Origin of the sequence: Micromonospora sp. U21, from assembly GCF_018070045.1 — a bacterium.
Taxonomy (GTDB): domain Bacteria; phylum Actinomycetota; class Actinomycetes; order Mycobacteriales; family Micromonosporaceae; genus Micromonospora.
This window is the reverse complement of sequence record NZ_JAGPYK010000012.1, coordinates 40,787-53,585: the sequence shown is the minus strand read 5'-3', so window position 1 is coordinate 53,585 and position 12,799 is coordinate 40,787. Positions and strand designations below refer to the sequence as shown.

Sequence of the window (12,799 nt, the reverse complement as noted above, 5' to 3'; positions counted from 1 at the left end):
CGGCACCGGCGTCCGACCGGGCCACGGCGACGGACGGGTCGCGGTCCGCGACACGGGGACTGCCGCCGGGGTACGGCGACGGCCGGCGCCCCGTCGGGCGATCGGTCTTCGCGACCGGCCCGGCCGGGGCACCGGCCGTGTTCGTCAGTCAGCGCCGGCGCACCGCCGCGGTGTCACTTCTTGCCAGCGGCCTTGCCGTCGCCGGAGTCGGAGGAGAGGGCGGCGATGAAGGCCTCCTGCGGCACCTCGACCCGACCGACCATCTTCATCCGCTTCTTGCCTTCCTTCTGCTTCTCCAGCAGCTTGCGCTTACGGCTGATGTCACCGCCGTAGCACTTGGCGAGCACGTCCTTGCGGATCGCCCGGATGGTCTCCCGGGCGATGACCCGGCTGCCGATGGCCGCCTGGATCGGCACCTCGAACTGCTGGCGCGGGATCAGGGTGCGCAGCTTGGCGGCGATGGTGACGCCATAGTTGTACGCCTTGTCCTTGTGCACGATGGCGCTGAACGCGTCCACCGGCTCGCCGTGCAGCAGGATGTCCACCTTCACCAGGTCGGACGCCTGCTCGTCGGTGGGCTCGTAGTCCAGCGAGGCGTAGCCCTTGGTCCGGCTCTTCAACTGGTCGAAGAAGTCGTAGATGATCTCTGCGAGGGGCAGCGTGTAGCGCAGCTCCACCCGGTCGGCGGAGAGGTAGTCCATGCCGAGCAGGCTGCCCCGCCGACCCTGGCAGAGCTCCATCACCGCGCCCACGTAGTCGTTGGGCGTCAGCACGGTGGCCCGGACCACCGGCTCGTACACTTCGGCGATCTTGCCGGTCGGGTACTCGCTGGGGTTGGTGACGACGATCTCCTCGCCGTCGTCCGTGATCGCCCGGTAGACCACGTTCGGCGCGGTGGAGATCAGGTCGAGGTTGTACTCGCGCTCCAGCCGCTCCCGAATGATCTCCAGGTGGAGCAGGCCGAGGAAGCCGCAGCGGAAACCGAAGCCGAGCGCGCCGGAGGTCTCCGGCTCGTAGTCCAGCGCGGCGTCGTTGAGCTTGAGCTTGTCCAGTGCCTCGCGGAGGTTGGGGTAGTCGGACCCGTCGATCGGGTAGAGGCCGGAGTAGACCATCGGCTTCGGGTCCTTGTAGCCACCCAACGCCTCGGCCGCCGGCCGGCTGTTGATGGTGACCGTGTCACCGACCCGGGACTGCCGGACGTCCTTCACGCCGGTGATGAGGTAGCCCACCTCGCCGACGCCGAGCGCCTCGGCCTTCACCATCTCCGGTGAGATGACACCGATCTCCAGCAGCTCGTGCACCGCCCCGGTGGACATCATCTTGATCCGGTCGCGGGCGCTGATCCGGCCGTCGATGACCCGGACGTACGTGACCACGCCGCGGTAGACGTCGTACACCGAGTCGAAGATCATCGCCCGGGCGGGCGCCTCGGCCTCGCCGGTCGGCGGGATGAACTGCCGGACGATCTCGTCGAGCAGGTACGGGACGCCCTCGCCGGTCTTGCCGGAGACCCGGATGCAGTCGGCGGGGTCGCCGCCGATCAGGTGGGCCAGCTCCTCGGCGTACTTCTCCGGCTGGGCGGCCGGCAGGTCGATCTTGTTGAGCACCGGGATGATGCGCAGGTCGTTCTCGAGCGCCAGGTAGAGGTTCGCCAGCGTCTGCGCCTCGATGCCCTGCGCGGCGTCGACCAGCAGCACGGCCCCCTCGCACGCGGCCAGCGACCGGGACACCTCGTAGGTGAAGTCGACGTGCCCCGGGGTGTCGATCATGTTGAGCACCGCGTGCTCACCGGCCCGCTCACCCTCGCGGATGGTCCACGGCATCCGGACGGCCTGGCTCTTGATGGTGATGCCGCGCTCGCGCTCGATGTCCATCCGGTCCAGGTACTGGGCGCGCATCTGCCGGGGGTCGACCACACCGGTGAGCTGCAGCATCCGGTCGGCCAGGGTCGACTTCCCGTGGTCGATGTGGGCGATGATGCCGAAGTTCCGGATGACTGCCGGGTCGGTGGCACCGGGAGCGTTCCGGGCGGAATCGGGCGTCGGTGGCACAGCGGTCCGTTCTGATCGGCTGACGTGAGCGGGCCGGCGCGACGCCGACCCCTTCTATGATCCCACGCCGCCGGGGTGCCCCCGCTGCGCGGGCGATGGATCGGCCGGCGCGCCCGCGCCCGTCACTCCATCGGCGGCTCCACGAAGAGCGCGGCCAGGCGCGGCAGCCGTCGGCGGGCCTCCTCCTCGTCGTCGAAGTCCCAGAAGTCGTTGAGGTCCGGCGCGCGCACCGGCTCCCGGTCCGCCGGCAGTTCCGACGCGGTGGCCCTGCGGTACGCGTCCCAGGGCACCGCCAGCATCTGCTCGGCGGAGAACTCCTCCCCGCTGAGCGAGGCGGCCCGCACCTGGGGCAGCTCGGCCAGCGAGTCCGGATCGGCGACCGCGCGGGCGAAGACCGCACGACCCTGGGTCATCAGCCAGCCCCGGAAATGCTCGAAGCCGTCCGCCGACGCGCCGCCGTTGATCAGGTACGCCGCTCCCCACAGATCCGCCTTGTGCGAGGCGGCCAGCACCCGCGTCTGGTGCCGGGCGTACCCGACGATGTCCTCTGGGTCGCGCTCGGCGAGCAGCGCCACGGCGCGCGCGGCCACCGGGCCCGGCTCTCCCCCGCCGCCCGCCCGGGCCTCGTCGATCAGCTGCCAGAAGTCCTCGGTCCTCATGGTTTGGCAGTCTGGCAGTGTCGCCGCGCACTGTGCACGTACCCCGGGGCAGCATGGTGGGGTGTCCCCGACGCCGCTGCCTCCGGTGCCGTACCACGCGAGCGCGCTGCGCCCGTCGTGGCCGGCGCTGCCGGCGGCGCTGCGGGCCGCGATCGCCGACCGGCTCGGCGCGCCGGTGGTCACCGCCCGGGTGGCCGGCGCGGGCTTCACCCGGGGCTTCGCCGCCGTGCTCGGCACCGCCGACGGCGGCCGGGCCTTCGTCAAGGCCGCGTCCGCCGTCGAGCAACCGCGCCTGGTCGACTCGTACGCCCGGGAGGCCGCGATCCTCGACCGGCTGCCGGTCGGCCTGCCGGCGCCCCGCCCCCGGTGGACCCTGTACGAGGCCGGCTGGTTCGTGCTCTGCAGCGACGCCGTCGACGGCCACACCCCGCGGCTGCCCTGGGCGCCGGCCGAGTTGGACGCCACGCTCGCCGGGTACGCCCAGGTCGCCGCCGCGCTGGCCGACCCGCCGGCCGGGCTGAGCGCGCTCGGCCTGCCGCACCTGGCCGACCTGGCCCGGTCGGACATCCTCTGGTGGGAGGAGGTCGCGGCCGGCCGGGAGCCACCGCCGGCGCTGCCCGAGCCCGTGCGGGACCGGCTGCCCGAGCTGGTGGCGCTGGAGTCCCGCCTCCCCCGGTACGCCGCCGGGGCGACCGGCCTGACCCACGGTGACCTGCGGGTGGACAACGTGCTCATCGACGCGGACGGCCGGGCCTGGTTCTGCGACTGGACCTGGGTCTGTCACGGGCCGGCCTGGTTCGACCTGGCCGGCCTGCTGCTCACCGCGTACGCCAGCGGCCTGGACGCGGACCGGATCTTCGCGGCGCACCCGGTGGCCGCGGGCGCGCCCCCGGACGCGCTGGACGCCACCCTGGCCGCGCTGGCCGGCTACTTCCTCACCGGCGCCGCCGCGGCCCCGGTGACGGCCTCGCCACATCTGCCCGCACACCAGCGGTGGAGTGGCGAGCAGGCGCTCGACTGGCTCGCCCACCGCCAGTGCTGGCGATGACCGGCGGGGGCGTAATCTGGTCCTGACGGGCCGGATCAGCGGCGCGTTCGGCCGCGCGAGCACGAGCCGTTTTGGCTCGTCCCGGGCGACCTGGTAACCTGGCTCTTCGCGCAGCGATGACGCATGTTCGTCATCCCGCGCACCTAAGCTGACCAACCCGAGCTATCAAGACGAGGCTGTCGCGTGGCGAACATCAAGTCCCAGATCAAGCGCAACCGGCAGAACGAGAAGGCCCGGCTGCGCAACAAGTCGGTCAAGTCGTCGCTGAAGACCGCCGTCCGGAAGTTCAACGAGGCTGCTGAGGCCGGTGACGTCGAGAAGGCCGCCGCGCTGATGCAGGAGGCCTCGCGCAAGCTGGACAAGGCTGTCAGCAAGGGCGTGATCCACTCCAACCAGGCCGCGAACCGCAAGTCCGCGATCGCCAAGCGCGTGGTGTCGCTCTCCGCCTGACGACTCGCCGTCAGACTGATTCGGAAAGCCCCGGACCCAGGTCCGGGGCTTCCGTGTGTCCCCCCGCAGGCACCTCCCCGCCCCCGGTCAGTCTGACGGGTCGGTGCGGCGGTTGGGTGGCACCGGATCGGCGTTGACCACCACGCCGGGAACGGTGTGCGACAGCCACTCCACCCGGGCCCGGCCGACCACCGGCTCCATCTGCCGGCGGAAGCGGTCCCGTTCCTGCTCAGGCACGAGCGCGGCGGAACGCACCACGATCGCGGCCACCATGTCGTTGAGCTTCACCATCGCCGCCACCACGGCGGGCAGCACCAGCACGGCCCACCAGGTGACCAGTTCGGCGAGGGCGAGCAGCACGGCCAGCGCGACCGTGCCCTCGAAGAAGAGGAAGCAGAGCACCCCGCCGGGGTTGACGAACCGCAGGCCGAGGAGCCGGGCGTAGAGCGGCCGATAACGCTCCTCATCGGCGGGGATGGTGGCCCACGCCGTACGGTTCGGCCCCGTCACCGGGTGCTGCCCTGCCGGGCCGCCGCGACCGAGAAGACAGCGCGTTCCAGGGCGTACGCCCGGTCGTCCGAACCACCCTTGACGGCCGCGTTGCATTCGGCGGCGACCTGCATGGCCCGGACCAGCCCCTCAGGCGTCCAGCCGCGCCCCTGCCGCTGCGCCCGCTCGATCTTCCAGGCCGGCATGCCGAGGCTGCTCGCGAGCTGGTACGGGTTGCCCCGCCCGGCCGACGCCACCCGGGCCACCGTGCGCACCCCGTCGGCCAGGGCGTCGGCGATGGGCACCGGGTCGACCCCGACGTGCAGGGCCCAGCGCAGCGCCTCCAGCGCGGCCGGCACGTCCCCGACCATGGTGGCGTCCGCCACCGTGAAGCCGCTCACCTCGACCCGGCCCCGGTAGTAGCGGGCCACCGTGTCGGCGCCGATCCGGCCGTCGGTGTCGGCGATCAGTTGCGAGCAGGCGGCGGCCAGCTCGCGCAGGTCGTTGCCGACCGCCGCGATCAGTGCCTCGGCGGCGTCGTCGGTGCACCTGCCGCCGGCCCGGCGGATCTCGTCGCGGACGAAGGTCACCCGATCGCGGTGCCCCTTGAGCTTGGCCGCCGGGATCACCGTCGCGCCCGCCGCCCGCAGCCCGTCGGCGAAGGCCTTGCCCTTGGCGCCGCCCAGGTGCAGCACGAGCAGCTGGACCTCCGGGTCGGGGTTCTTCGCGTACGCCAGCAGCGCGGTGACCAGGTCCTTGCGGGCGTCCTGGCCGGCGCGCAGGATGAGCAGCCGTCGCCCGCCGAACAGCGACGGGCTGAGCATCTCGGCGATCTCGCCGACGGTGAGCGCGCTGGCCTGGTACTCGCGGACGTCCACCTCGGGGTCGACGCTGCGGACCTTAGCGACAGCTTCGGTCACCGCTCGCGTGGCGAGCAACTCCTCATCACCGAGGACGAGCAGAATGGGGGCGAGGCTGGCGGGGGTCACGCCGCCCATATTCGCACGGCCCACGGCGGGATCGTGCCTGGTCATTCTCCGCTCAGTCGGCACAGCCCGCAGTCAGTGCAAATCCCGACATTCACCTCAATCCACGCCATAATCCGCAATACGCCTCTGTTTCCTCGGCTGATGCCGCAATTTCCACCCTGAGTCGCGCCGGCCTCCTCCCCCGCTCGGCTCAGGATCGTTGTCCCGGCGGCACCCCTCGGCGGGCCACCGCGAGGCCCGTCCCGGCCCGGATCGCGGCCAGGTCGCCGTCGGTGTCGGTCCGCAGGACCCGGGCACCGCCCCTGCTCAGCCGGGCGAGCAGCCCCGGATTCGGGTGCCCGTAGGTGTTGCCGGTGCCTACCGGCACCAGCGCGACGGCCGGCCGAACCGCGTCGAGGAAACCCGGGTCCTGGTACGCCGAGCCGTGGTGGGCGACCTTCAACACGTCCGCGCGCAGCTGCCCCGGCGCGGCCCGCGTCAGCACCGCGTGCTGCTCCTCGGTCTCCGCGTCGCCGGGCAGCAGGATCCGCACCCCGGCCACCGTGGCGAGCAGCACCAGTGAGTTGTTGTTCGGGTCGGACCTGGTCCCGGCCAGCGGGTACGGCGGGCCGAGCACGAGCAGGTCGACCCGGCCGACCGGATGGCGCGCACCGGCGACGGTGGTCAGCAGCACGGCCCGCCCGGCGGTCGCCGCCGCCCGGACCAGCTCCCGGCCGCCCTCCGGATCCGTCGATGGAGGGGTCAGCACGGCGCCCACCCGGCGCCCCCGGAACACCCCGGCCACCCCGCCCACGTGGTCGGCGTGGAAGTGGCTGACCACCAGCAGCGGCACCTCCCGGACGCCGAGCCGGCGCAGGCAGCCGTCCACCGCCGCCGGCTCCGGCCCAGCGTCGACCACCACCGCCCGGCCCGGGGCGACCGGCAGCACCACGGCGTCGCCCTGACCCACCGCGCAGGCCACCACCACCCAGCCGGACGGCGGCCAGCCGGTGGCCACCAGTCGGACCGGAAGGGAGCCCAGCAGCGCCGCGACGGCGACCACCGCCACCAGCCGGCGCACCAGCGGCCGGCGTACGGCGACCAGCAGCGCCACGGTCAGCCCGGCCAGCAGCAGGGCACCCCACACCCCGCCCGGCCACGGCAGGGTGCCGGCCGGCAGTCGGGCGCCCTGGCGGGCGATGACCACCAGCCACCAGGCCGGCCAGCTCGCCAGCCACGCCACGAACTCCGAACCGGCCGGCCAGAGCGGCGACATCGTGGCCGCCACCACGCCCAGCACGGTCGCTGGCGCGATGGCCGGCACCGCCAGCAGGTTGGCCGGCACCGCCACCAGGCTGACCGTGCCGGAGATGCCGGCGACGACCGGCCCACAGGCCAGTTGCGCGGCCGCCGGCACGGCCAGTGCCTCGGCCAGCCCGGCCGGGACGCCCCGCCGGCGCAGCCCGTCCCGCCAGCGGGGCGCGAGCAGCAGCAGACCACCGGTGGCCAGCACGGAGAGCGCGAACCCCGCATCGCCGGCCAGCTCCGGGTCGGCCAGCACCAGAACGGTGACGGCGGCGGCCAGCGCGGGCAGCGCCGCGCGGGGGCGGCCGGCGGCGAGCGCGGCGAGCCCGATCGCACCCATGGTGGCGGCGCGCACCACGCTCGGCGAGGGGCGGACCAGGATGACGAAGCCCACCAACGCCACCCCGCAGAGGCCGGCGGCGAGCCACGGGCCGGCGCGCGCCCACCGGGCCAACAGCAGCACCGCGCCCACCACGATCGCCACGTTGGAACCGGAGACGGCGTTGAGGTGGGTCATGCCGGTGGCCTGGAAGTCCTCCTCGACGGCGGGCGGCAGCCGGCTGGTGTCACCCACCACCAGCCCGGGCAGCAGGCCACCCGGCTCGTCAGGGAGCGGTGCGCAGGCCCGTTGCAGGCCGGCTCGTAGCGTCCCGGCGGCGCGCTGCGCCCAGGACGAGACGCCGTGCCGCTCGGGCGGGCCGGTGGTGCTGAGCACCGCCGCGGTGAGATCGCCGCCGCGCGGGACGCCGAGCCGACCCTCGGCGGTGATTCGCTGCCCGGGCAGCAGCCCGCGCCAGGCCGGGTCGGTGGCGAGGATCAGCAGTCGCACGGACGCCCGGACCCGCCGGTCGTCCGGGCCGGTGAGCCGGACCAGCTCGGTCGGCACCAGCAGCATGCCGGGACGCCCGGCGGACCGGATCGGGCGCGGGTCGTCCCGGACGATCAGGTCGGCGGTGACCGGAGCACGCCGCTCAGCCAGAGCACGGATCGGCGGCGCGTCCCGGACGACGAGCTGCGCGGCGGTGGCCGCACCACCGCAGACGACGCCGAGACCCACCGCGACGGCGATCCAGCCGTAGCGGTGGACGGCGGCCCGCGGACGACCGAGGCGCCCGGCCAGGTGCAGGGCGCCGCACGCCGTCAGGATTGCCGCCGCGCCAGCAAGCAGCAGGAGCGGTCGGGCACCGACGTGCAGACCGGCGAGCGCGGTGAGCCAGGCGGCCACAGCCAACCCGGCCAGCCGCAGGTCCGGCGGCCGGGTCTGCGCCTGGCCGGCGTTCAGGCCGCCCGGCGGCGACCGGTCACCGGCGACGGGGTGGCCGCTCACACCGTCACCAGGTCCTTGAGCTGCTCGTAGCGGGCGTCACCGATCCCGTCGACCTGGCGCAGGTCACCGACGGACTTGAACCCGCCGTGCTGGTCGCGGTGAGCGAGGATCCGCTGGGCGAGCACCGGACCGACCCCCGGCAGCGTGTCGAGCTGGGCCAGCGTGGCCGTGTTGAGGTTCAGTGGCCCGGTGGCGGGCGGCACTCCACCTGCCGGCGGTCCGGCGGCACCGGCCGGCGGCGGTGGCGTCACGCCGACCACGATCAACTCCCCGTCGGTGACCTTGCGGGCGGGGTTGAGCAACGCCACGTCGACACCGGGCAGGGCGCCGCCGGCCGCCTGCACCGCGTCGGCGAGCCGGGACCCGGCCGGCAACCGCACCAACCCGGGCTTGCGGACCTTGCCGGCGACCGCCACCACCACCTCAGCCGCGCCGGACGCGCTGGGGCCACCCGCGGCAGTGACCGGCGCGGCCTCACTGGCCAGCGGAGCGACCGGCTCCGACTGCGGCCGGGACCGCCAGGCCCAACCGGCAGCGGCCAGCACCACCACGACGGCGACGACCGCCAGGGCCCGCACGCCACGCCGCCCGGGGTCGAAGGCCCCGGCCCCAGCCAGCCGCGACCCCGGCACGGCCGCAAGGCCGTCGGATGTGAGGTCGTCCGATGCTGGGGGCACGCCCGCATCCGGCTCGGCGAGCGACAGCCCGGCCCGTGACTGCAGCGCGCCAACCAGAGGTACGTGCTCGATCGGCGCTTCAGCCCGGAACGGTGGCACGCCAACCGGCGGATCCGTCAGCCGGCGCAGGCGCTCGCGTACCTCTGTCTCCTCGTCGTGCGACACGGCACGACGCTATGCCGGCGGATGGCCAGCGAGGCGCGGTGGCGAGGCCCTGTGGACGAGCAACGCCACTGTGGACAACACCCTGATCATGCCCCGATCTGCTAAAGGGTCAGCGGGCGTCCGAAACAAGGCCTGGCACAGCCCCTGGCCCCGTTGATGAGGCTTGTGCGGTCGACAGCAGTGCGTGTTGCGGGCCGAGAAGCTCTGTCAGGCCGCCGGCCCGAACGTCGGCGTTCCACCGTCGCGGTCTTTGGTGTCGCGGACGAGGACGACGCCGGGAGGTTATCGGCGACCTCGGCGCACGAGCCACCGTTGTTGCCGCTCTCAGTCGAGCGACCGATTGTATTCGTGGAAACCGACGGCCTTCCCGTCCCGCACCATGATGTGAATGCAATGCCGGGCCGCGTAGGGCTCGTTGAAAACGACACCCCGAGCCCAGTCCTCGATGACGACGCGATCCTCGGCGACGGTCTTGTGAATGACCTCGACCTTGTCGAATCGGCTGGCGCCGGGGGTGAAGGCACTGAAGAACGCGACCAGCTTCTCCCGCCCTTCGGGCCCGGTGAAGTGGCCGGTCTGCGGGGCCGGAAGAATCAGGTCCACCTCCGCGCCGAACAGGCCGAAGAAGTTCTCCCACGACCCGGTCTGGAACCCCTGGATCAGGGCGTCATATGCCTGGTCGCCGATCTCCCGTACGTCGTCGCTCATCATCTGTTCCTTCCGAGTCAGCTGTTCACTTGGACATAATCTGCTCGACGAGCGGCCACGGCGTACGCCGTTCATGTTCCCCGGGCTCATCGACCTCGCCTGACGCTGGACAGACGGCAGTCAGCGGGCCTCCGGGTCGAGGCCGAGCACGGCCCGCCCCCCGTCCACCGGCAGGGTGACCCCGTTGATGAAGCTGGCCGCCGGCGACAGCAGGTACGCGACCGCCTCCGCCACCTCGTCGACCGTCCCGATCCGGCCCACCGGGTGCAGCCGGGTCAGCTCGGCGTCGATCCACTCGGCCTGGGTGGGCTCCTGGGCGGCCAGGAAGTCGCCGTGCCGCTCGGTGGCGATCGAGCCGAGCGCGACGGCGTTGGCCCGGATGCCGTGCCGCCCGTACTCGACGGCCAGCGCCCGGGTCAGCCCCTCCACGGCCGCCTTCGCCGTCGAGTACGGCAGGGCGCCCGACACCGGCCGGCGGGCCTGGTGCGACGAGACGTTCACGATGGCCCCACCTGAGCCGGCGGCCAGGAACCGGCGGACGGCCACGGCGGCGCCCACCACGGCCGGGCGCAGGTTCAGCCCGATCAGGTCCAGCACCGTGTCGGCCGACGCCGAGTGCAGCGCGGCGTCCCGGAACACCGCGGCGTTGTTCACCCAGCCGGTCAGTGGCCCGGAGCGCTCCGCCAGCTCGGCGGCGCGCTCAGCCACCTCCTCGTCGCCGGCGTCGCCGACGACCGCGACCAGCCGGTCGGCGGCCGGGTGCCCGGCCAGCCAGTCCACCGCGTCGGCGTCACGCTCCACCACGACGACGGTGGCAGCGGTCGCCACGAGTCGTTGCACCACGGCCCGGCCGACGCCACGGCCGCCCCCGGTCACCACGCACGACGTGGACACCGGCTCAGCCGCCCGGTCTCCGGTGGACGACGACGCAGGCCAGCCCCGGGCCGGCGTGCGCGGCGACCACGGCGCCCGCCTCGGAGACGTACGTGTCGTGCAGCCGGTCGCCGAGTCGCTCGGTGAGCGCGGCGAGCAGTGCCTCGGCCCGTTGCGGCGCGGCCAGGTGGTGCACCCCGAGGTCCACCTCGTCGTCCCCGGCCGCCTCGACGGCCAGGTCGACCAGGCGGGCCACTCCCCGGCTGGCGGTGCGCACCTTCTCCCGCAGCACGATCGCCCCGTCCGGCATGTGCATGATCGGCTTGACCGACAGGGCGGTGCCCAGGAGCGCCTCGGCGGCGTTGATCCGGCCGCCCCGGCGGAGGAACTCCAGCGTGTCGACGTAGAACCAGACGGTGGTCCGGGCGACGGCGGCGAGCGCCGCGTCGCGTACACCGGACAGGTCGGCGCCGGCCTCGGCGGCGGTGGCGGCCGCGATGGCCGGGAAACCGAGCCCCATGCCGGCTGAGCGGCTGTCCACGACCTCGACCCGGCCGCCCAGGTCGGCGGCGGCGAGCCGCGCCGCCTCGACCGTGCCGGACAGGCCGGCGGAGAGGTGCACCGAGATGACCCCGTCGGCGCCCGCGTCGAGCAGCCGGCGGTACGTCTGGGCGAACTGCTCGGGCGCCGGCCGGGAGGTGCTGGCCGTGACCCGCCGGCCGCTCAGCGCCAGGGTGGCGTCGGCGGGCTGGGTCTCCACCCCCTCCAGTCCCTCCGCACCGTTGAGCACGACGGTCAACGGCACGACGGTCAGCCGGTGCGCCTGCACCAGGTCGGGTGGAAGGTAGGCGGTGGAGTCGGTGACGACCGCGACGGGCATGCCCGGCACGCTAGTCGATCGGGGCGATGAACGCCGAGGCGCCGGCGCGCGCCAGGCAGCGGGGGCCGGTCGGGACGGGACGGCGTTCAGACGGCGTCGACGACGGCCGGGACGGTGATCAGGCCGACGTTGTGCGCCCGCAGCTGCCAGCCCCGGACGTCGTCGTGCCGCAGTTCGGTCCAGTGGCAGTTGGCCAGCGAGCCGATGCTGCGCAGCACGCCGGCATCCCAGCCGAGCAGGTGACCGACGCCCTGCCGGGAGCCGCCACCGTGGGTGGCGGTCACCACGGTGCCGCCGGGTGCCGCGTCGGCCGCCTCCTGCAACGCGGCGGCGACCCGCTGGCCCAGGTCGGGCAGGGGCTCAAGGTCCGCGCCGGGAGCCGGGTCGCCGGACCGCCAGCGGGCGTACTCCTCGGGGAAACGCTCGGCGACCTCGGTGAGGTGCAGGCCCTGCCACTGCCCGAAGTGGCGCTCGCGCAGCCGGGCGTCGGTGCGGACCGGCAGGCCGGTCAGCGCGGCCAGCGCGGCGGCGGTCTCCGCGGCGCGGCTCAGGTCGCTGGACACGATGGCGTCGGGACGCAGCGACGCGAGCAGCGGGGCGGCGTCGCGGGCCTGGTCGCGGCCCAGCTCGTTGAGGGGTACGTCGGTCTGCCCCTGGACGCGGTTGGCGGCGTTCCAGTCGGTGTTGCCGTGCCGCCAGATGATCAGCCGGGTCATTCGGCCGTAGCGGACCCGCTGGCGTCGGCCTCGACCAGGTCACGGTCGACGAACGGGATCGTGGGGCAGTCCTTCCAGAGCCGGTCGAGCGCGTAGAACTCGCGCTCCTCGGTGTGCTGGACGTGCACCACGATGTCGACGTAGTCGAGCAGCACCCAGCGGCCGCCACGCTCACCCTCGCGCCGCACCGGCTTGGCCTTCTCCGGCAGCTCCAGCAGGCGCTCCTCGATGGCGTCGACGATGGCCAGCACCTGACGCTCGTTGGGGGCGGCGGCGAGCAGGAACGCGTCGGTGATGGCGAGCTGGTCGCCGACGTCGATGATGGTGATGTCCTGCGCCTTCTTGTCGGCGGCGGCCTGGGCGGCGGCGATCGCCAGCTCGTGAGCGCGTTCGGAAACTGTCACCGTTCTCCTTCGATCAACCGTGCGATCCTCCAAGCGTCTCATACCCGGCGGCACCCCGACTTGTCAGTTCTGGTCGATT

At 73.6% G+C, this 12,799-nt stretch carries 13 protein-coding genes and 1 pseudogene; 2 read left to right on the top strand and 12 right to left on the bottom strand.

The window, feature by feature from the left end; all coding sequences use genetic code 11:
• Nucleotides 1-173: 173 nt before the first annotated feature.
• Both lepA and KBX63_RS17620 read right to left on the bottom strand, forming a co-directional pair.
• Nucleotides 174-2,051, bottom strand: a complete 1,878-nt coding sequence (lepA, locus tag KBX63_RS17625) for a translation elongation factor 4 (protein ID WP_210912324.1) — start codon at nucleotides 2,049-2,051, stop codon at nucleotides 174-176.
• A gap of 122 nt (nucleotides 2,052-2,173) precedes the next feature.
• On the bottom strand, nucleotides 2,174-2,710 hold the full coding sequence (locus tag KBX63_RS17620; RefSeq protein WP_210912323.1) for a DUF4240 domain-containing protein: 537 nt from the start codon (nucleotides 2,708-2,710) through the stop codon (nucleotides 2,174-2,176).
• Between KBX63_RS17620 and KBX63_RS17615 the strand changes: the two genes are divergently transcribed.
• Together KBX63_RS17615 and rpsT are read left to right on the top strand one after the other, a co-directional pair.
• Nucleotides 2,709-3,758 carry a phosphotransferase gene (locus tag KBX63_RS17615; RefSeq protein WP_210912322.1) on the top strand — a complete coding sequence of 350 codons (1,050 nt, stop codon included), beginning with the start codon at nucleotides 2,709-2,711 and terminating at the stop codon, nucleotides 3,756-3,758. The genes KBX63_RS17620 and KBX63_RS17615 overlap by 2 nt on opposite strands.
• A 183-nt stretch (nucleotides 3,759-3,941) precedes the next feature.
• On the top strand, nucleotides 3,942-4,208 hold the full coding sequence (rpsT, locus tag KBX63_RS17610; RefSeq protein ID WP_210912321.1) for a 30S ribosomal protein S20: 267 nt from the start codon (nucleotides 3,942-3,944) through the stop codon (nucleotides 4,206-4,208).
• Nucleotides 4,209-4,295: 87 nt separating this feature from the next.
• On the opposite strand, the gene KBX63_RS17605 is transcribed toward rpsT, so the two are convergent.
• The 10 genes and pseudogenes from KBX63_RS17605 to rsfS all read right to left on the bottom strand — a co-directional run bounded on the left by KBX63_RS17605 (nucleotide 4,296) and on the right by rsfS (nucleotide 12,720).
• Complete coding sequence (locus KBX63_RS17605; protein ID WP_210912320.1) at nucleotides 4,296-4,718, bottom strand: hypothetical protein; 423 nt, start codon at nucleotides 4,716-4,718, stop codon at nucleotides 4,296-4,298.
• Nucleotides 4,715-5,695, bottom strand: a complete 981-nt coding sequence (holA, locus tag KBX63_RS17600; protein WP_210912428.1) for a DNA polymerase III subunit delta — start codon at nucleotides 5,693-5,695, stop codon at nucleotides 4,715-4,717. Before holA ends, KBX63_RS17605 begins: the two co-directional genes overlap by 4 nt.
• Nucleotides 5,696-5,876: 181 nt before the next feature.
• Nucleotides 5,877-8,252, bottom strand: coding sequence for a ComEC/Rec2 family competence protein (locus KBX63_RS17595; RefSeq protein WP_210912427.1), 2,376 nt, complete (start codon nucleotides 8,250-8,252; stop codon nucleotides 5,877-5,879).
• A 41-nt stretch (nucleotides 8,253-8,293) separates the two neighbouring features.
• On the bottom strand, nucleotides 8,294-9,139 hold the full coding sequence (locus KBX63_RS17590; RefSeq protein WP_210912319.1) for a ComEA family DNA-binding protein: 846 nt from the start codon (nucleotides 9,137-9,139) through the stop codon (nucleotides 8,294-8,296).
• Between the two features lie 207 nt (nucleotides 9,140-9,346).
• A pseudogene (locus KBX63_RS17585) lies at nucleotides 9,347-9,480 on the bottom strand (DUF397 domain-containing protein).
• Entirely contained in the window at nucleotides 9,464-9,847 is a 384-nt protein-coding gene (locus KBX63_RS17580) for a nuclear transport factor 2 family protein (protein WP_210912318.1), read from the bottom strand. The pseudogene KBX63_RS17585 and the gene KBX63_RS17580 overlap by 17 nt, the downstream one beginning before the upstream one ends.
• A gap of 120 nt (nucleotides 9,848-9,967) precedes the next feature.
• The gene (locus KBX63_RS17575; protein WP_210912317.1) at nucleotides 9,968-10,741 is read right to left on the bottom strand and encodes an SDR family NAD(P)-dependent oxidoreductase; all 774 of its coding nucleotides are present in this window, start codon (nucleotides 10,739-10,741) and stop codon (nucleotides 9,968-9,970) included.
• A 4-nt stretch (nucleotides 10,742-10,745) separates the two neighbouring features.
• Nucleotides 10,746-11,600 carry a DegV family protein gene (locus KBX63_RS17570; RefSeq protein ID WP_210912316.1) on the bottom strand — a complete coding sequence of 285 codons (855 nt, stop codon included), beginning with the start codon at nucleotides 11,598-11,600 and terminating at the stop codon, nucleotides 10,746-10,748.
• Between the two features lie 86 nt (nucleotides 11,601-11,686).
• The gene (locus KBX63_RS17565) at nucleotides 11,687-12,316 is read right to left on the bottom strand and encodes a histidine phosphatase family protein (protein ID WP_210912315.1); all 630 of its coding nucleotides are present in this window, start codon (nucleotides 12,314-12,316) and stop codon (nucleotides 11,687-11,689) included.
• A complete protein-coding gene (rsfS, locus tag KBX63_RS17560; protein WP_089019415.1) occupies nucleotides 12,313-12,720 on the bottom strand; it encodes a ribosome silencing factor in 408 nt (135 codons plus the stop codon). Before rsfS ends, KBX63_RS17565 begins: the two co-directional genes overlap by 4 nt.
• Nucleotides 12,721-12,799 lie beyond the last annotated feature (79 nt).

What these genes read in the sequence shown, in the direction of transcription:
- KBX63_RS17615 (WP_210912322.1), top strand. Translation starts at nt 2,709, where the DNA reads ATGGTTTGGCAGTCTGGCAGTGTCGCCGCGCACTGTGCACGTACCCCG.
- holA (WP_210912428.1), bottom strand. Translation starts at nt 5,695, where the DNA reads ATGGGCGGCGTGACCCCCGCCAGCCTCGCCCCCATTCTGCTCGTCCTC.
- KBX63_RS17570 (WP_210912316.1), bottom strand. Translation starts at nt 11,600, where the DNA reads ATGCCCGTCGCGGTCGTCACCGACTCCACCGCCTACCTTCCACCCGAC.
- KBX63_RS17620 (WP_210912323.1), bottom strand. Translation starts at nt 2,710, where the DNA reads ATGAGGACCGAGGACTTCTGGCAGCTGATCGACGAGGCCCGGGCGGGC.
- KBX63_RS17565 (WP_210912315.1), bottom strand. Translation starts at nt 12,316, where the DNA reads ATGACCCGGCTGATCATCTGGCGGCACGGCAACACCGACTGGAACGCC.
- KBX63_RS17580 (WP_210912318.1), bottom strand. Translation starts at nt 9,847, where the DNA reads ATGAGCGACGACGTACGGGAGATCGGCGACCAGGCATATGACGCCCTG.